Source organism: Natronorubrum halalkaliphilum, assembly GCF_009834785.1.
Taxonomy (GTDB): domain Archaea; phylum Halobacteriota; class Halobacteria; order Halobacteriales; family Natrialbaceae; genus Natronorubrum; species Natronorubrum halalkaliphilum.
On sequence record NZ_WUYX01000053.1, the window covers coordinates 95,071 to 113,808 of the forward strand.

At 64.2% G+C, this 18,738-nt stretch carries 18 protein-coding genes; 15 read left to right on the plus strand and 3 right to left on the minus strand.

The window, feature by feature from the left end:
- Positions 1-197: 197 nt before the first annotated feature.
- Both GS429_RS16060 and GS429_RS16065 read right to left on the minus strand, forming a co-directional pair.
- Positions 198-1,220 (minus strand): Cdc6/Cdc18 family protein, encoded by a 1,023-nt coding sequence (locus GS429_RS16060; RefSeq protein WP_328821437.1) that lies wholly within the window; start codon positions 1,218-1,220, stop codon positions 198-200.
- Positions 1,221-2,757: 1,537 nt separating this feature from the next.
- Positions 2,758-3,402, minus strand: a complete 645-nt coding sequence (locus tag GS429_RS16065) for a helix-turn-helix domain-containing protein (RefSeq protein ID WP_160066355.1) — start codon at positions 3,400-3,402, stop codon at positions 2,758-2,760.
- Between the two features lie 85 nt (positions 3,403-3,487).
- Here GS429_RS16065 and hutU point away from each other — a divergent pair, with 85 nt between their 5' ends.
- From hutU to GS429_RS16140, 15 genes are all read left to right on the plus strand, one after another.
- The gene (gene hutU, locus GS429_RS16070; protein ID WP_160066356.1) at positions 3,488-5,236 is read left to right on the plus strand and encodes a urocanate hydratase; all 1,749 of its coding nucleotides are present in this window, start codon (positions 3,488-3,490) and stop codon (positions 5,234-5,236) included.
- A complete protein-coding gene (hutG, locus tag GS429_RS16075) occupies positions 5,233-6,192 on the plus strand; it encodes a formimidoylglutamase (RefSeq protein ID WP_160066357.1) in 960 nt (319 codons plus the stop codon). The genes hutU and hutG overlap by 4 nt, the downstream gene beginning before the upstream one ends.
- On the plus strand, positions 6,189-7,511 hold the full coding sequence (hutI, locus tag GS429_RS16080; protein WP_160066358.1) for an imidazolonepropionase: 1,323 nt from the start codon (positions 6,189-6,191) through the stop codon (positions 7,509-7,511). The genes hutG and hutI overlap by 4 nt, the downstream gene beginning before the upstream one ends.
- Entirely contained in the window at positions 7,508-9,115 is a 1,608-nt protein-coding gene (gene hutH / locus GS429_RS16085; protein ID WP_160066359.1) for a histidine ammonia-lyase, read from the plus strand. Before hutI ends, hutH begins: the two co-directional genes overlap by 4 nt.
- Positions 9,116-9,274: 159 nt before the next feature.
- Positions 9,275-10,180, plus strand: a complete 906-nt coding sequence (locus GS429_RS16090) for a GNAT family N-acetyltransferase (protein ID WP_160066360.1) — start codon at positions 9,275-9,277, stop codon at positions 10,178-10,180.
- A gap of 276 nt (positions 10,181-10,456) precedes the next feature.
- Positions 10,457-11,713 (plus strand): ABC transporter substrate-binding protein, encoded by a 1,257-nt coding sequence (locus GS429_RS16095; protein WP_160066361.1) that lies wholly within the window; start codon positions 10,457-10,459, stop codon positions 11,711-11,713.
- Positions 11,710-14,139, plus strand: a complete 2,430-nt coding sequence (locus tag GS429_RS16100) for a methyl-accepting chemotaxis protein (RefSeq protein ID WP_160066362.1) — start codon at positions 11,710-11,712, stop codon at positions 14,137-14,139. Before GS429_RS16095 ends, GS429_RS16100 begins: the two co-directional genes overlap by 4 nt.
- Positions 14,140-14,518: 379 nt before the next feature.
- Positions 14,519-14,905: a DUF7971 family protein gene (locus GS429_RS16105; protein ID WP_160066363.1), complete on the plus strand. Its 387-nt coding sequence runs from the start codon at positions 14,519-14,521 to the stop codon at positions 14,903-14,905.
- Positions 14,906-14,999: 94 nt separating this feature from the next.
- Positions 15,000-15,350 carry a hypothetical protein gene (locus GS429_RS16110; protein WP_160066364.1) on the plus strand — a complete coding sequence of 117 codons (351 nt, stop codon included), beginning with the start codon at positions 15,000-15,002 and terminating at the stop codon, positions 15,348-15,350.
- A gap of 102 nt (positions 15,351-15,452) precedes the next feature.
- Complete coding sequence (locus tag GS429_RS16115) at positions 15,453-15,743, plus strand: ubiquitin-like small modifier protein 1 (protein WP_160066365.1); 291 nt, start codon at positions 15,453-15,455, stop codon at positions 15,741-15,743.
- Positions 15,744-15,904: 161 nt separating this feature from the next.
- On the plus strand, positions 15,905-16,696 hold the full coding sequence (locus GS429_RS16120; protein ID WP_160066496.1) for an AzlC family ABC transporter permease: 792 nt from the start codon (positions 15,905-15,907) through the stop codon (positions 16,694-16,696).
- Positions 16,686-17,003 carry an AzlD family protein gene (locus tag GS429_RS16125; RefSeq protein WP_160066366.1) on the plus strand — a complete coding sequence of 106 codons (318 nt, stop codon included), beginning with the start codon at positions 16,686-16,688 and terminating at the stop codon, positions 17,001-17,003. The genes GS429_RS16120 and GS429_RS16125 overlap by 11 nt, the downstream gene beginning before the upstream one ends.
- Positions 17,004-17,153: 150 nt before the next feature.
- Entirely contained in the window at positions 17,154-17,468 is a 315-nt protein-coding gene (locus GS429_RS16130) for a MoaD-like domain-containing protein (RefSeq protein WP_160066367.1), read from the plus strand.
- The gene (locus tag GS429_RS16135; protein ID WP_160066368.1) at positions 17,469-17,861 is read left to right on the plus strand and encodes a DUF8048 family protein; all 393 of its coding nucleotides are present in this window, start codon (positions 17,469-17,471) and stop codon (positions 17,859-17,861) included. It begins immediately after the preceding gene.
- A gap of 100 nt (positions 17,862-17,961) precedes the next feature.
- Positions 17,962-18,414: a pyridoxamine 5'-phosphate oxidase family protein gene (locus GS429_RS16140; protein ID WP_160066369.1), complete on the plus strand. Its 453-nt coding sequence runs from the start codon at positions 17,962-17,964 to the stop codon at positions 18,412-18,414.
- Between the two features lie 46 nt (positions 18,415-18,460).
- On the opposite strand, the gene GS429_RS16145 is transcribed toward GS429_RS16140, so the two are convergent.
- A complete protein-coding gene (locus GS429_RS16145; protein WP_160066370.1) occupies positions 18,461-18,616 on the minus strand; it encodes a DUF7560 family zinc ribbon protein in 156 nt (51 codons plus the stop codon).
- Positions 18,617-18,738: the final 122 nt, after the last annotated feature.

The following is an 18,738-nucleotide window of genomic DNA, read 5'->3' on the forward strand; positions in this document are numbered from 1 at the left end:
TCGATGGGGATTTGGCGATTCTATCAACACGATATAACAACAGCTGGAACTATTTGTACACCGTATCGCACCGCCCGCGGTTCTCACCCTTTGGGCTCCGAACCGCGATCCCGCCGTGAGATTGGGATTGAACCGACTCAGAGACCGTTATAGACGGCGATCGCTCCTCGCCGAAGAACAATCGGTACCCGGACGCCCTACCCGTAATCGACCGCCTCGTCGTCGACGACCCGGTACGTCCGCCCGCGGCGCTCGCCGACGGCCTCGATGAGGTCGTAGTGGACCATCTTCGTCAGGTAGTTCCGCAGCATTCGGTTGGTCTTCGGATCGTCGACCCGCGTTTCGTACGCGTCGTAGAGCTCCCCCGGTTCGATCTCGCCCCCATCCGCGATAATATCGTACAGCACCCGCTGATGTTCGATCAGTCCCTCGACGGTCTTGCGCCGGATCGCCGTTCGGGCGTCCGGAATCGCCGCCTCGAGTCCCGCGTCGGATACCGACTCGCGGCCCTGCTGTGTCCCTCGTCTGGCGGCCGACCGAAGGATTCCGATTCCGACCCGCGCGTCGCCCGATGCCGCGTCGGCGATCCGTCGGAGCTGATCGTCGGAGACGGCTTCCGGCTCGAGGGCTTTGTCCGCCCGTTCGGCGAGTATCGCGACGAGTTCGTCGGTGCCGTAGCGGTCGAACCGAACGCGGGTTCCCGCCCGAAGGCGCGAGCGGACCCGGTCGTCGAAGCTCGCGAACAGTTCCTCCTCGCGGTTGGCGATCAGGATAAGCGAGATGTGACCCAGCCGGTAGAGGTCGTACAGTGCGGCCGTCTCCTCTAACTGGTCGACTTCGTCCAGAATGGCGACGACCGGCCGGTCGTCCGTCTCGCGCAGTCGATCGAACAACTCGTCTTTCGGGGACGAACGATGAATATCGGCCGTTCGCCCGACTGCCTCGAGAACGCTGTAGAGGACTCGAAACCGAGTGTACTCCTGCCAGCAGTTGACGTAGGCGACCCGAACGTCGGGGTTCTGTTCGCGCAACTGGGCGAGCGTGTAGCGGGCGATACAGGTCTTACCGACGCCGGTCGGCCCGAAGCAGAAGGCCGGATCCGCCCGCCGGTCGTCCAGCAGCGGTTCGAGCGTTTCCGAGAGGAGGTTCACCTCGTCGTGGCGGTGGACCACCTCGCTGGGCACGAAATCCTCGCGCAAGACGCGCTCGTCGACGATCACACCATCTCGGTTAGACGGAGAGCATCTTAAACGACGGCGTCCCGGTTCCGATACTTCCGAAAGGAGATTTTGTATCGCACTATGTGATTTATATCGCCAGTTTTCGTTCAGTTCGAGCAGAACCGAAGGCTGACAACGGAGCGATGTCTGCCGATCCAGAAGAGCAGTAGTGGAACGCACCGTCAGAGCGGAGGAAGCGGTATCGGAAATTAGGTTCCGAAACTCGAGAGACGGTCTCGGATTGGGGGGCGGCTGCCCTGTTCTATAGTAGCCACTGGAAGTCAGTGCACACCTGATCGCATGACTGCGATGCGAATAGTGTGTAAACAGTTCCAGTTGTTACTATAAACGCAAGCGGATCACGCTGTGTTCACCGTGGAACTGCAGGTCCTAATTCTCGCCCCGAGCGCCATCACCGATATTGCGTCGGCTCGTGTCTTCGCACTCGAGACGGTGGATATCTTCGAGCAGTCGTCCCGGCACGCAGCTGTCGATAGCAGAACACCGCGGGTCGAGTAGCGATTCGATCGATTCGGAACGACGCGAACGCGTCTGGTAAGCAGACATTCCGAGCACGGTTGGGAGAACGCACGGTAACTGGTTTGGATCGACGACTGTAAAACCGGTTGATGCGCCCATCGACCCCCGGACTCGAGGCAGTCAAACGGGGATCCACGAGAGGTATCAGTAGATCGTCGTCGGTATCCCGTTTGTTTCATACGCGCGCGAACGACGACGCGACGGCGACGGTTCATACGGATTGCTGAACCGGTGTCCTGGTCCAACCACCGAGGCTGTGGATGTGTCGGTACTGACTTCCAGTAGATCGTGCCAGGCAGTACCGGAGTGCGACTGATTCAATCGATTACGAGTCAGGATCCGGTGCGCTCCAGCGAATCGTCCGCGGTCAGCATGTGACTGGCCGTTCGGGCCCCGGGCTTGGGGTCCGATTCAGCATCCACGACCTTCCGTTTGATCGAACCCCATCGCTGACCGAGACGGTGACTCGAGGCGACGGCGGAGAGATTGGTCGGACAAAACAATACACCGTATCCCCGTTGAGCGAACGGTCGGTCGATTGTGGATGGGGGATCAGTACGAACGTGACTTTCCATTTCGAGGGTGATTTCGCCGCAGTAGCGAACCGACCATACCAGTGAGACTGTAGCGACGGTCTGTGGTAAACCCCGAACGTCGACTGAGCGTCAGTCCCCGCCCAATCGCGTTACATGCGATCGGCCGAAACGCGTTGCGGTTGGGACTATGCGCTCTATTTCCGTTTAGACGCGTTTTGTCGCCCGTTGAGAGGTGTTTCGAGCCTGATTCGTCGAGGGATCATCCCTCCCCGCAACAGGACATAAATCATATGGTGCGATATTAAATGTGCCCTCAACCGTCCAGATCCGAGAGTCAAATCACCTCAGTCGCCGCTCAGCGTCATCGATCACACAACATCAAACCGAGCCGCTGTGACCGTCATACCGCAAGAAAGGTGTGCAACCGACCGAGTTCGACGGTTACTCGAGAACGAGTCAGACTACAAATACGCAGCGAACGCGTCGGCGAGTTTCGCTTCGGCGCGTCGCAGGTGGTGTTCGGTCGTCCGGCGGCCGATGCCGACCGCGTCCGCGAGTTCGCTGGTTGTCGTTCCCCGCGGGATTTCGTAGTAACCGCGCTCGTGAGCGAGGAGGAACACCTCGCGTTGGCGATCGGAGAGCGTCGGCAAGATGGCGTTCACCGAAAGCACCGGCGTCTCCGATTTGATCGTGGACAGTTCCTGTTTCGACTCGACGACGACGCTGTGGGCGGCCGAAACGTCGCTGTAGAACGCGGTCAGATTCGCCGGATCGAGTGCGAGAACGCGAACGATCTTGGCGCCGTCCGCGTATCGGAGCGGAGGCAAGAGCAGACAGTCGTTGGCCGCGAGATGGGGTTCGATCGCGTCGTCCGCGTAGTGTCTGAGACAGGCGTCCGTGATGACGGTTCGATCGCTCTCGTTTTCGATCTGCTCGTGGACGCCAACTTCGGAACGGACGCGATCCACCACGTCTGCCTGGTGTTCGCCGGTGATGTGGAGCAGGTCGCAGTGGTCGTTACACCAGAGTTCGATGCCGGTATCGGTTCCGGCGGTCGAACTCGCGTACGGACTATCGCTCTCGATGCGGAACACGGCCTTATACATGTGGAGCCCATCCTCGCCAGATTACTTAAAGGGATTTCCAAAGGGAGCATCCCGATTATCACTCTTGGGAATGGTATGCAGACGCATGGAGAAACAGCAATCGACGGGCGACACCGAACAGGGAATCGGGTCCCCATCTGCACAGTGGCTCGAGTACCAGGGTGCGCCGACCGGAACGGATATCGAGTGCAACGGCTGGCGGCAGGAGGCCGCGCTCCGGATGCTGAACAACAACCTCGATCCCGAGGTGGGCGAACGACCGGAGGACCTCGTCGTGTACGGCGGGACGGGGCGAGCGGCCCGAAGCTGGGACGCTTACGACGCGATCCTCGACGAACTCCGCTCGCTCGAGGACGACGAGACGGTACTCATCCAGTCCGGGAAACCGGTCGGACGGTTCAGGACCCACGAACGCGCACCGCGGGTGCTCATCGCGAACTCTAACCTCGTCGGAAAGTGGGACGACTGGGACCACTTCCACGAACTCGAGGCGAAGGGGCTCATCATGTACGGCCAGATGACCGCCGGCTCGTGGGCCTACATCGGAACGCAGGGGATCATTCAGGGGACGTTCGAGACGCTCGCCGAAGCGGCCAGACAGCACTTCCCCGACCGGGACGGGCTTCGGGGAACGATCACCGTGACGGCCGGACTCGGCGGGATGGGCGGTGCACAGCCCCTCGCCGTGACGATGAACAACGGCGTCTGCATCGCGGCTGAAGTCGACGAAGGCCGAATCGACCGGCGGATCGAGACCGACTACTGCATGACGAAGACCGACGACCTCGACGAGGCCATCGAACTGGCACGAAAGGCCGCAGACGCGGACGAACCGCTCTCTATCGCCCTTCACATGAACGCGGCGGACATGTTCGACGGGCTCCGAGAACGGGAGTTCGTCCCCGACGTGGTGACCGATCAGACGAGCGCCCACGACGAACTCGAGGGCTACTATCCGTCGGGGTACACCGTCTCGGAGGCCGACGCGTTGCGCGAAGACGATCCGGAACGGTACGTCGAGGAAAGTCTCGAGACCATGGAACGCCACGTCGAGGGGATCCTCGAGCTGCAGGATGCCGGCGCGGTCGCCTTCGAGTACGGGAACAACATCCGCGGACAGGTACAGGAACACCGAGACGTAGCGAACGCGTTCGACTTCCCGGGATTCGTCCCGGCGTACATTCGGCCGCTGTTCTGTCGCGGAAAGGGCCCCTTCCGCTGGGTTGCCCTCTCCGGCGAGGAAGCGGATATCCACCGAACCGACGAGGCCGTCAAGAACCTGTTCCCGGCGAAAGACCACCTCCATCGGTGGATCGACCTCGCACAGGAGCGAGTGTCGTTTCAGGGGCTTCCCAGCCGCGTCTGCTGGCTCGGCTACCAGTCCGGCGACGACCCCGACGGGCTGACCGAACGGGCGAGGTTCGCGCTGCGGATCAACGAACTCGTGGCGAGCGGCGAACTGACAGCGCCGGTCGTCGTCACGCGCGACCACCTCGACGCCGGTAGCGTCGCCAGCCCGAATCGGGAGACCGAAGCCATGAAAGACGGCTCGGGCGCCGTCGCCGACTGGCCCATCCTCAACGCGCTGCTCAACGCCTCCGCGGGGTCTGACATCGTGAGCGTCCACGACGGCGGCGGCGTCGGGATCGGGAACTCCCTGCACGCGAACAACCACGTCGTCCTCGACGGGTCGGAGCTGGCCGCCGAGAAGGCGCGACGCGTGTTCACGACCGATCCCGGAATGGGCGTCGTTCGCCACGCCGACGCCGGCTACGAGGAAGCCCTCGAGGAAGCGGCCGAGTCAAACGTCCACGTTCCGATGGAAGAGCGATGACGCGACCATCACACTCCGTCTGGGAGTCTCCCTCGAGCGATCCGAACGATGAGACGGTCGCGGATATCGTCGAGCCGGCGGACGCGAGCGATCTGGACGCGTTCGACGCCGTCTTCGTCGGTGAACCGTTCGACGGGGCCGTCATCGGACGCAAAGGGGCCAGCGACGGGCCGGCGGCCATCCGCGAGGCGCTCGCCGGCGTGAAAACCCACCACTTCGAGAGCGGGCCGATCGCCGCTCTCGGCGACTACGGGGACGTACGGGCGTCGACTCCCGATCTCGAATCCGTGCGCGAGGCGGTCTCGGCGGTCGCCCGAACCGTCCACGACTCGGCCGCGACGCCGGTCTTCCTCGGCGGCGACAACTCGCTGACGGTCCCGAACGTGGGACCGCTCGTAGACCGCGACGACGCGGACGCGGCCGTGATCAACCTTGACGCCCACCTCGACGTCCGTGAGCGACGGGGGACGCCGACCAGCGGGACGCCGTACCGCGAACTGCTCGAGTCCGGCTTAGCCACCTACACGTGCGTCGGCGCGCGCCACTTCGAGACCTCGACCGCCTACGCGGAGTACCTCGATGAGCAGGGTGGAACGATCATCACGGCGGAAGCGGTCGGTTCGAATCTCGAGGAGGCGATTCGCCGCGCTCGAGAATCCGTCGCCGAAGTCGACTCGGTCTACCTCAGTATCGACTGTGACGTCCTCGACGCGGCCCACGCTCCCGGGGTGAGCGCGCCGACGCCGGGCGGACTCACGCCGCGTGAACTGTTCCGGTTCGTCCGCGACCTCGCGGGCCACGACCGCCTCGCCGGCGTGGAAGTCGTCGAGTGTGCACCGCCGCTGGACGAGGGCGGAAAAACGGTCGACGCGGCGGCCAGGGTCGTCGCCCACGCGCTGTCGGGGATGGCGGCCGGAACTGAGCCCGGCGCGGCCGCCGGAGGTGAGCCGCGATGACCGACGCCGATACCGTCGTCTACGGCGCAGCCGAACTCATCACCGGGCCGGCGTCGGGGACGACGGGCGAGGGCGGCGACCATCCCGGCGGCGACGACGCTCCCGCGGATCCGGACGCCGTGCTCGAGCGCATCGAGGACGGGGCGGTCGCGGTCGCGGACGGCGAAGTCGTCGCAGTCGGGCCGACAGAAGAGGTCGTCCGCGAGTATCCGCCGGAGAACGCGGCCGACGCGATCGATGCGAGCGGTAAGACCGTGTTGCCGGGGTTCGTCGACAGCCACACCCACGCCGTCTTCGCGGGCGACCGGTCCGACGAGTTCGCCGCCAAACTCCGCGGCAAGCCATACCAGGAGATTCTTGCGGAGGGCGGCGGAATCCTCCGAACGGTTCGGGCGACTCGAAACGCGAGCAAGGAGACCCTCCTCGAGAACCTGCTCGAGCGCCTCGATACGATGCTGGCGAGCGGCGCGACAACGGTCGAGGTGAAATCGGGGTACGGTCTGGACGCCGAAACCGAGCGCAAACTGCTCGAAGTCGTCGACCGGGCTGACGACGAACATCCCGTCCGACTCGTGCCCACGTTCATGGGCGCACACGCGGTTCCGGGGGAAGCGGAGACAACCGCCGATTACGTCGACCGCGTGATCGAAGAGCAGTTGCCGGTAGTCGCCGAGCTCGCCGTCTTCTGTGACGTGTTCTGCGAGGAAGACGTGTTCTCGGTGGCGGACTCGCGGCGCCTGCTCAAGGCGGGTCGTGAACACGGACTCGAGCCGAAGATCCACGCCGAAGAGTTCGCCCGTCTCGGCGGCAGTCAACTCGCCGCCGACCTGAACGCCGTCAGTGCGGATCACCTGCTGCAAGCGACCGACGAAGACGCGGCGGCGCTGGCCGACGCCGGCGTTGCGCCGACGCTCTTGCCGGGCACGGCGTTCGCGCTGGGGACGGCCTACGCGGAGCCGCGACGGTTCCTCGCGGCAGGCAGCGAGATCGCTATCGCGACTGATTTCAATCCGAACTGTTACGCGCCGGGGATGGAGTTCGCGGCGACGCTCGCCTGCGTCGGCATGGGGCTGTCGCCGGCGGAGGCGATCCGAGCCAGCACCTACGGCGGCGGCGTCGCCCTTGGTGCGGACCGCCCGCGAATCGACGCGGTTCCCAGCGACTCCGGGACGCTTCGCGAAGGCGGACCCGGCGATTTGCTCGTCCTCGACGCACCGTCGCACGCGCACGTCCCCTACCGATTCGGGGACTCGGTCGTCGAACACGCGTTCATCGCCGGCGACCGCGCGTACGCCTTCCGGTCGGGGGTGAACCGATGACGGTCACGCTAGACGGAAACTCGCTGACGATCGAAGAGGTCGTCGCCGTCGCGCGGGACGATCGGTCGGTCGAAATCGGCGACGACGCTCGCACCCGCGTTCGTGAGTCGAGAGAACGGGTCGAAGACATCCTCAAGGCCGGCGATCCGGTCTACGGAGTCAACACCGGCTTCGGCGAACTCGTCGACACGCAGGTACCGGAGTCGAGGGTCGCCGACCTCCAGACGAATCTCGTCCGGAGCCACGCCGCGGGGACGGGGCGGGAGCTCTCCCGCGAAGAAGTCCGCGCGATGATCGTCACCCGGATCAACGCCCTCCTGAAGGGGTATTCGGGGATCAGACTCGCCGTCGTCGAATTGCTGGCCGATCTGCTCAACGAGCGCGTGACTCCGGTGGTTCCCTCGCGGGGGAGCCTCGGTGCGTCCGGCGATCTCGCGCCGCTGGCCCACCTCGCACTCGTGCTCATCGGAGAAGGGGATGCGGACGTCGTCAGAGACAGAAGCGACGACGCCGCGAACGAAACCAGCGAACGGCTCTCCGGCGAAGAGGCGCTGGCGGCGGTCGGACTGGAACCGGTCGAGTTGCGGGCGAAGGAAGGGCTCGCCCTCATCAACGGAACGCAGCTAACCCTGGGGATCGGTGCGCTACTCGTCGTCGACGCCGAGCGGCTCTGCCGTGGAGCGGACGTCGCCGGCGCGCTCACGACGGAGGTGACGATGGGAACGACCGCCGCCTGCGCCGAACCGGTTCACGACCTCCGACCGCATCGCGGCCAGTCGGAGAGTGCACGCGCGGTCCGCCGATTGACCGCGGAGTCCGACGTTGTCGAATCACACCGCAACTGTGACCGCGTTCAGGACGCGTACTCGATCCGGTGTCTCCCGCAGATTCACGGTGCCGTTCGCGACGCCGTTTCCCACCTCCGGGAGGCGGTGTCGGTCGAACTCAACAGCGTCACCGACAATCCGCTGGTGTTTCCCCGGGCCGATCTCGACGACCGCGCCTCCGGAACGGATCGCGCCGCGGTCGTTTCCGGCGGGAACTTCCACGGAGCCCCGCTCGCACACCGTCTCGACTACCTCGTCGCAGTGCTGACCGATCTCGCCGCCGTCTCCGAGCGGCGCATCGACCGGATCGTCAATCCCAACCTCCAGGAGCCCCACCTCCCGCCGTTTCTCGCCGGCGATCCGGGCGTCGAATCCGGGTTGATGATCGCCCAGTACACCGCCGCCTCGCTGGTGACCGAGTGCCGAAGTATCGGCCGCGCGGCGACGGACAACATCCCCGTCTCAGGCGGCCAGGAGGATCACGTGAGCATGAGCGCGACGGCGGCGATGAACGCACAACGGGTGCTTGAGCGCGCCCGACAGGTCGTCGCGACGGAACTCCTCTGCGGAGCGGAGGCCGCCGAGTACGTGGACGAGAAGCTCGGAAACGGAACGAGCGACGCCTACGAAACGGTTCGCGAGGTCGCCCGGCCGTTGTCGGGAGACCGACGACCCGACAGGGATGTCGCGGCGGTCGAAACGCTGATCGAAACTGGGCTGCTCGCGGCGGCGATCGACGAAGGTAAACGTGAACGGGACCGTCAACGGGACCGATAGTGCCGCACCTCAGTTCGAGTGCAACCTCGAATTAGCCAGACGGCTCGGCGTCGAATCCGACGCGAAACGGTCGGCGGAGTCGTGGAATTCCAGATTGGGATGCGGGCGACGAACGATACGGGAAGCATAATTATGTCGTCCGTCGGCGGCGATGGTCGTATGAGCGTTCATCCGACGTTTTCGTTCGACGACGAGATTCAACGAACCGTCTACGAGTACGTCGAGCGAAACGGTGCTGTCACTCCCGGCGAGTTGGCGCGCTCGATCCGAATCGACTCGGGACCGACGCACTCGAAACCCGCTCGGTCGGGCTCGTACACCGAATCGGAGTGTCTCTCGACGGACGACCTCGAGTCCTGTCTCGACGCGCTGAAAACCCAGGGCTATCTCACCGAGACGAACGGAAAACTTCGGGTCTCCCTCGCGGCGACGACGACCGAACTCGACCTCGAGGACGGCACCGCGAGCATCAGGCCAGCCCGGGAGGAAGACCGGGCCGGCATCATCGAGACCATGCGCGAAGTCGCCGGCGAGGAAACCTATATCATCGCCGAGAACGTCGCGACGCAACTCGAGCGAGAGTCGGCGCTCGTTCGGGCTAACGAGGAACACTCGCGGGCGATTTTCGTGGCGACATTCGAGTCTGAATCCGAAACCGACGCTGGTGCCGACACTGACGCCGACGACGAATCCGTAACGGGCGACGCCGAACCGACCCACGACCGCGACGCAACGAGCCGCGGCTCGCCGTCGAACCGAACGGTCGCCGGCTGGCTCCACGTCGACGCCCCCGAACTCCCGTCGCTTCGCCACACCGCCGAAGTAACCGTCGGCGTCGATCCGGAGTTCCGCCGGCGGGGGATCGGCTCGTCGTTACTCGAGTACGGCCTCGAATGGGCCGACGACGCCGGGTACCAGAAGCTCTACCAGAACCTCCCGACGACGAACGAGGCCGCGATCGAGTTTCTCGAGGCCAACGGCTGGCAGCGCGAGGGCGTCCACGAAGGCCAGTACTGTATCGACGAGGAGTTCGTCGACGAAGTGATGCTGGCGACCTGGCCGTAAGGAGCCAGATCGTACAAACGTATAGTTTTCGGCCGTATCTGAAAACCTCTGACATAGAAACATTGGTAATGTTAACTGTGCACACAATCAGTAGTTCCCGGAGATGATTGTCCTATGGGCCGAAAAGCACAAATAGTCATCTCTGATCACCGAATATCATCTCTTCCTGTCATTAGTGCCGGCTGGCCAGAATGTTGAAAAGTCTCACGTGAGATACATCACTATGGACAACTGGTCAGGCTCGAGTACAGTCAGAAATCAGTGGGGCTGCCACGAATGACATCGATGATCGACAGACGGCGGTGTCTGTCCGCGATGACCGGAGCCGGAATCGCATCGCTGGCCGGCTGTCTCAGCAGCGCACTGAACGACGACGAGGACGCGCGACCGGCCCTCTCGGACCGAACCTTTCGGTACGGTGCCGTCCTCCCGCTAACGGGTGAACTCTCGTTCATCGCCGACCCGCTCCAGAACGCGACGGCGTTGCCGGTCACCGAACTCGAGGCGTCCGGTCTCGACCTGTCTTTCGAGTACGAGGTCGCCGATTCCCGGACCACGCCGGGCGGAGCGGTCGACGCCGCAACGACGTTGATCGACGAGGAGTACCCGGCGATTATCGGGGCGGCGGCGTCCGATGCGACTCTCCAGATGACACAGCAGGCGACGATTCCGGCGGAGGTCGTCAGCTGTTCGCCCTCGAGTACCTCGCCGACGATGTCGATCCTCAACGACCGCGGGTACTCGTTTCGAACGGCGCCGGACGACTCGATGCAGGCGGTCGTCGCGGCGCAACTCGCGTCCACGGAGCACGATGCCGAAACTGCGGCGACGATCTACACCGCCGGCGACTACGGACGGCAGCTCTCCGGCGCGTTCTCGGCGTCCTTCCGCGGCGACATTCAGCGACAGGTTTCGTTTACGCCGGGAAGCGAGTCGTACGCGGAGCCGCTGAGTCAGGCACTTGCGGACGACCCGGACATTCTGTTCGTGATCAGTTACGTCGAGAGCGGTATCGAGCTACTGCAGGAGTATTACGGCGACCATCGGGGCGACGAGACCGTCTTCATCAGCGACGGGTTACAGGACGAATCGTTGCCGAACGAGGTAAGCGAGGTCGTCGACAACGTGTTCGGAACGGCGCCGACGTCGACCGGACCGGGCCAAGACAGGTTTGCGACGCTCTATCGCGACGAGTACGGGGACGAACCCGCGCTGTTCACTGCGAACTGTTACGATGCGACGGCGACCGTCCTGCTGGCGAACGCCGCCGCAGGGGAAAACGACGGGACGGCTATCAGAGGGGAGATGAATAACGTGACGTCGGGCGACGGCGTGGAGGTTCTGCCAGGTGAGCTCGCCGAGGGGATCAAGATCGCCGCAACGGGAGCCCCGGTGCGCTACCGCGGTGCATCCGGTGAAATCGAGTTCGACGTGAACGGCGACGGCGGCTCGATTACGTACGAATACTTCACGTACGATAGTGGTGGAATCGCCGTTATCGACGAGCGGACTCCCGAGGGGGCCGCAGAATGACCGGGCAGAGTTCGGAGTCGAAGACGAATCCCGAATCCGCCCCTGCGTCCGAAACGTCGGGCCTGACTCAGCTCTCCCAGGCGATCGTGCCGTCGATAATCCGCGAGAGCTACCGCGCGAAGTTCGTCATCTCGATCCTGCTCATCGTCGTCGTGCTTTCCGTCGTGGGCGGGATCGGATACGTCGACGCCGAACGGACCGTCGAGAACGACGCCGAGCAACAGCTGACGGCGACGGTCGAGATGCACGCGGATTCTATCAACGAGTGGACGATCGCGATGGAGTCTCACACCCGATCGCTCTCCTCGGCCACCGCGCTATCCGGAACCGACGCCGAAACCGCCGAAGCGCACGTGATCGAGACCCAGGCCAAGTTACCGGTCGACGTCAGGGCGATTCATATCGTCGACATGAACGGCGGGGAGATACTGACCAGCACCAACGGCGAACTCCGGAGTCAATCGCTCTCGAGCGTCGACGAGCCCTGGACCGACATCGAGCCGGGCGTCGATCTGACGGCGGCAAACGACGTCTGGAGTTCGCCGACGGCCTACCGGGCCGGAACGTTCGACGATCAGGTGATCTCGTTCGCCAGTCCGATCGAAGGTGACGAGGCGCGGATCGCCGTCGTCGTCGGAACCATCGAGTACCGCGTGGACGGGCTTCGCCAGCTCCACGAGGACCAGGAAACGATGATCCTCAACACGGACGGCGACACGGTGCTCGCAAGCGACGAACTCGGTGGGAATCCGGATGAAGAAGTGGTCGAAGCCCTCGGGGGCGTCCGCGACGGAACCGCGTTCGAGCGCGACGGCGACCTGGTGACCGCCTACGCCGCGACCGCGGACAACGACTGGGTCGCCGTGACGACCGTGCCCGGCGAGCAGGCGTTTGCCGCCAGCAACGCGGTCGGATGGACCGTGCTCTCGATCGTCGGCACCGGACTCGTCACGCTCGTCGTCGGCGGGTTCTTCCTCGCTCGACACACGGTGACACCGCTGAAAGATCTCCGGAACCGCGCCGAGCGAATGGAGAACAACGATCTCACCGTCGATCTGTCGACGGATCGGGTCGATGAAGTCGGGCGACTGTATCGGGCGTTCGACGAGATGCGCGACACCCTCCAGGCCCAGATCACCGAAGCGAAATCGGCACAGGAGGAGGCCGAAACCGCACAGGAAGAGGCCGAAACTGCACAACAGGAGGCCGAGGAGGCCCGGGAGGCAGCCGAGGCGGAACGCGAGCGGATGGCCGACGTGATGGCCGAACTGCAACGGGCGGCCGACCAGTACAGCCGGACGATGCGAACCGCCGCAGACGGCGATCTCACCGTTCGAGCAACCGTCGATACCGACAACGAGCAGATGCGGGAGATCGGCGAGGAGTTCAACGCGATGCTCGAGGAACTCGAGACGACCGTTTCGAGGGTCAAACAGTTCGCGGACGACGTTTCGACGGAAAGTTCGGACGTCAAAGCGTCGAGTACGGAGGTCCAACGCGCCAGCGAACAGGTCGCCGATTCCGTCCAGGAGATTTCGGATGCGACCGAACAGCAAAACGAGCGACTACAGACGGTCGAAACCGAGATGTCCGATCTCTCGGCGAGCACCGAAGAGATCGCATCGACCGCGTCCCAGGTGGTTGGCGTCGCGGAGCAGACCGTCGAATCGAGCCAACGGGGCCGAGAAGCCGCGGAAGAAGCGATCGAGGAGATGTCCGAAGTCGAGACCGAGGCCGAACGAGCCGTCGAGACGATCCAGTCCCTCGAGGACGAGGTCGAACAGATCGACGAACTCATCGACGCGATTTCGGACGTCGCCGATCAGACGAACCTGCTGGCGCTCAACGCCAGTATCGAAGCGACTCGAGCCGGCGCCGACGGCGAGGCCGACGGGTTCGACATGGTCGCACAGGAGATCAAGGAACTGTCCGCCGACGCGAAGGAGGCGGCGGGGGAGATCGAGACCCGTATCGAGACGATCCGTGAGAAGACCGACGAGTCCGTCGCCGTGGTCGAGGGAACGAGCGACAAGGTCGAGCAGGGGACCGAAGCCGTCGAGCCGGCCGTCGAGTCGCTCGAAGAGATCACCGACTACGCCGAGGACACGAACCACGGCGTCCGGGAGATCTCCGAGGCGACCGACGACCAGGCCGCATCGACGGAACAGGTCGTCACCGCGCTCGACGACGTCGCGAGTCGCAGCGAGGAGTCGGCAGCGGAAGCCGGAAACGTGTCCGCTGCCGCCGAAGAGCAGACCGCGTCGCTAACCGACGTGACACAGAGCGTGACCGCGCTCGCGGAACGGGCGAGCGACCTCTCGGAGATGCTCGACCGGTTCGACACGGCGAACGATCGAGGCGACGAGTTGCGCTACGACGAGACCGACGCCGTCGCCGAGCAGCGGTCGCCGTCTCTCGAGCGGTAACGAGACCTGAGACGGATTGCTGTAACTATGTACCGCTGATCACCAGGGACGGGTCGGTGATCGGCGGTCATTGACTACAGTAAACCGTATGAGACGGGAGACGCTCGAGAGTGGCCGTGGCGGTGGACGTGGCTTCGACAGCGTCGAAATGCCGGCGCTGTGGCCGTAGGCGACGATAGCAGTCTTCGGTTCGGTCTTTTTTCGGTATCGAACGCGGTATTAATACCAGTCTTAGTCGCAGACACAGCCACACTCAGTTCCGATCTCAGTGGTGAGAGCGGTAACAAGACGACCGACAGTCCGCCTCCGTGCGTGCCGAGCGCGGGCGCGGGTTCGTCGTAGCCGTAGTTTCTTGCCGGTCCCCGATCTATCACGACTCATGGACGAGATTTCACTCGGCGTACCGAAACCGGTGCTCGATCGACTGCCGGCCGACGAGGAGAACGTCGCGGCGGACATGCAGGAAGCGGTTGCGGGCTGGGAGCAACGCCTGAACCGAGCGATCGAGGACGCCGAGGACGACCGCGAGGCGGCGAGTCGCGTCCTCGAGGCGATCGATCGGTTCGAACAGCGCCACGGGACCTACGACGACCTCGTTCCCGAACTGCGAGCGTGGGGGCAGTCCCCGATCTACGCGATCGCGTGGCGAACCCTCTACGCCGACGTGATCGCACAGCTGTACGCCCACGACGAACTCGGCGACCGCCTCGAACGGGAGCGAAACCAGCGACTCGTCGAGGACGGGATTCGGCTGCAGGATATGTAGCGGTCGGTGAGTTCACGCCACGCTATCCGGGCGTCCGAGATATCGCGTGCGTACAGCCCAAGCGTTCAAATCCTCGCGGTCGATAGGGGACTGTATGGAGTTTGCAGTTTCACGGGACGGAACGGCGCTCGTCACCTTGCAGGGCGGCAGCGACACGACCGCCTGCGACGACGCGACGGCCGATTTCACGTCGACGCTCGAGTCCCTCGAAGCCGACGGCACGGTGGTGGACTGGACGATCGACGAGGCGGAAATCTACGAACACCCCTCGGGGCCGTTCGACCCGTACACGATCGCCGTCGAGTTCGCGGTCACCGTGATCGTCGACGCCGGAGACGCGGACGAGGCGGCCGAAGTCGGTGCCGACACGATCGACGACACGCTCGAGCGCGCCGATATCGACGCCGTCAGCTACACGTCCGCACCGGCGGCCTCCGCGGCCTGATCGATCGGGTCGTCGGTCGAGGACGACGAGCCGCTCGGGACGTCGACACAGGCCCGTTCGGGACAGCGAACAGTATATCCCACCACGCAACAAGCATCGTGTATGGAGATCGACTTGCGATTTTTCGCGACCTTTCGCGACGCCGTCGGCGAGAAGGACCGAACGCACGCGTTCGACGATGACGCGACGGTCGGCAACGTTCTCGCCGCGCTCGAGGCCGAGTACGACGGGCTCGAGGGACAGTTGCTCGAGGACGGCGAGGACGGCGTCGCGATCAGGCCGCAACTGAGCGTGCTCAAGAACGGCCGCGACGTGGTCCATATGGCCGGCGTCGAAACGGAACTCGATTCGGGCGACCGGTTGTCGGTGTTCCCGCCGGTTGCAGGCGGGTAGTCGGCTCGGCCTTCGGTGAGCGCCGCGAGTGTCCGATACTGTGAGTGGTGTTCTCGTACCCGCGACGCTCGGGTGGTGTTGCGAACGGCCCGCGCGAACGCCGCCATCGATTCGAGAACGATTTACGCGGCGGTAGCCGGAGAGTGAGTGAGAGCTTCGAAATGGTGGCAGATCCCGAAGCGAACGAAAAACGTGCTCGAGAGCCGAGCGAGGCGGTAAGCGAAGCAGTCGGCGAAAGAACAAGCGGAGAGCGAGACCCGAAGGCGGAGCGCATGACCTTCGAGTGGGACGGGATCCGGACCGGGTTCGTCACCTGTCTCCCGGTCGCGTTCGGCGTCGCCGGCTACGGCGTCGCGTTCGGCGTCCTCGCCAATCAGGCCGGGCTGAGCGTGGCGGAGGCGGCGCTGATGAGCGCGACCGTCCTGGCCGGGGCGTCCCAGATCATCGCCGTTGAACTCTGGGCGGAGCCGCTTCCGGTCGCCGCGATCGTCTTCACGACGTTCGCGGTCAACCTGCGCTACTCGCTGATGGGGGCGGCGTTACAGCCCTGGTTTCGGCGACTCTCGCCGAGTCGGATCTACGGGAGCCTCTTCTTCATGGCCGACGAGAACTGGGCGCTGACGATGCGCGACCTCAAAGCGGGGAGCGGCCGCGGCGCGTTTCTGCTCGGGAGCGGGATCGCGATGTGGGTGTTCTGGGTCGGTGCAACGGTACTCGGCGTCCTCGCCGGCGAATCGGTCGGTGATCCAACCCAGTATGGCTTCGACTTCATTCTCGCCGCGGTCTTCGTCGCACTCGCGGCGGAACTCTGGGAGGGGCATTCGACGCTGGTTCCCTGGGTCGTCGCCCTCGGCACGAGCGTCGTCGCCGCGGACCTTCTCCCGGGCCGGTGGTACATCCTGCTGGGCGGGCTGGCCGCGGCCCTCGTCGAGGTGATTCGCCATGATCGATAACGCGCTCTCGCTCGACCCGCTCGTGGTGGGCGTCATCCTCGCGATGGCGGCCGTCACGGTCCTGACGAAAGTCGGCGGGATCTGGGTCGTGCGTCGAATCGAATTGAGCGACCGACTCGAGGCCGGTCTCAACGTTTTGCCGGGCGCGATCGTGATCGCCGTCCTCGGTCCGGAGCTCGCGGCCGGCGGCCCCGCCGAGTGGGGCGCGGCCGGGCTCGTGTTAGTCGTGATGTGGCGAACCGAGAACATCCTGCTCGCGCTGGTCGCCGGCGTCGCGGCCGTCGTGGCGTTCAGAGCACTCATCTGAACGGGCGCGCTCGTCGTCACCGCCGTTCATACGGTTTACTGTGGTCAATGACCGCCGATCACCAGAGCCGGGGTCGGTGATCGGCGGTACATAGTTACGGCAATCCGTATCAATGGGCGACTTTATCGGCGTGGCACTCCAACTAACGCTATGACAACGCGCATCGAGCGCTCCTTTCGCGGCATCTCCGAACGGCTCGTGGTTCGATACCTGACGAACCTGGGTGGCGAACGGATCGCCAAAGACACCGTCGAGGGCGAAGACTGGACGGCGACGTTTTCCTCGGAGACGGTCGCGATCGGGCCTTCGCTGACGCTGACGGAGGTGACGATCGTTTTCGAGGAAGAGGGTGAGAGTGAGGGCAAGGATGAAGGAGAGAGCGGAGAGACGAACAGCGATACGGACGACAGCCTCGAGTCCCTCGTCGATAAGTTCGCACAGAAAGCGATGCGAGCGGGCGGATAAATGGCGAGCGAACCGATCGAGGGACAGGTACTCGTGCTCACGGCCGCGAAGGCGAGCGTCCCGCCGACTCGACTGCCGGACCTGGTCGAACGCGCCCAGGCAGTGCTGGAACCGGACCTCGAGCGATACCGTCGCGAGTACGAACGGCTGTACGAAGACGACGATCTCGAGGCGTTCGCCGTCGAGTGGGGTCACTGGGAAGCCCTCGCGCTCGACGTGACAGACCGGGAGCTGTCGGCGATCCGGCGTGCACACGAGGAACAACTGCTGCGAATCGGCCGTCGGACCGATCGCGAGGCGGAGTTCGAGACGACACTCGAGATTCGGGAGCCAGTCTGTATCGGGACGAGCGACGGTGGCGACGGCGGCGGTGACGGCGACGAGAGTCAGTAGGCCGAGATCGAGTCCCGATCCCGCGGCGAGCGGGAACCGGTACCGGCGGTCGATGGCAACTATAAAGAGCGTGTTCCTCCTTGCACGAATCACTGAGACGATGGCTATCGACCAGGAAAGCGAAATGACCGATACGGAGATAGATGACTTTCTCGGTCGTCACGAGACGGGGGTACTGTCGCTCGCACGCACCGACGACCCGTACGCGATCCCGATCTCGTACGGCTACGACGACGGCGAGCGGGAGTTCTATATGCGGCTGGTGTCGACGCCGGAAAGCGAAAAACGGGCGTTCCTCGAGTCCTCGCCGGCGGCACGGCTCGTCATCTACGACGAACAGGAGTCAGCCTACCGGAGCGTGATCGCCACGGGCACCCTCGAGAACATCCCTCCAGCCGAGTTGACGCCGGGCCAGATCGCCCAGTACGGCGATGCGAAGCGACCGTTGTTCGAAATCTGGGCACAAGGGAAAGCCGAACTAGATATCGAGCTCTACCGACTCGAGCCGGACTCGCTCAGCGGTCGGCGGACGGAGATCGACCGCGAGGTGTAACGCGTAACGCGAGCACGGACACGGACAGTCATCGCGTCTCGAGCACTCAGTTCGTTTGTTGTTCCTGTTGCTCGGCGAAGTCCGCGGCCGTAACGTCGGCGCCACAGACCGGACAGCCGTGTGTCAACGTTGCGTCACGCATCGACTCGTTGACTTCGATTGCTTGTTCGCATTCCGGACAGGTAAATTCGTATCTGCTCATGAGAGGGGTGGGAGTGGATTCGTGTGAAACGTGGGTCGTCTACGTTGATAGCTGTGCGTCCACTATATATAGGGTTGCGGTTCACCGCCGACCACCAGTAGTTCCCGAAGCTTTCTTGTGGC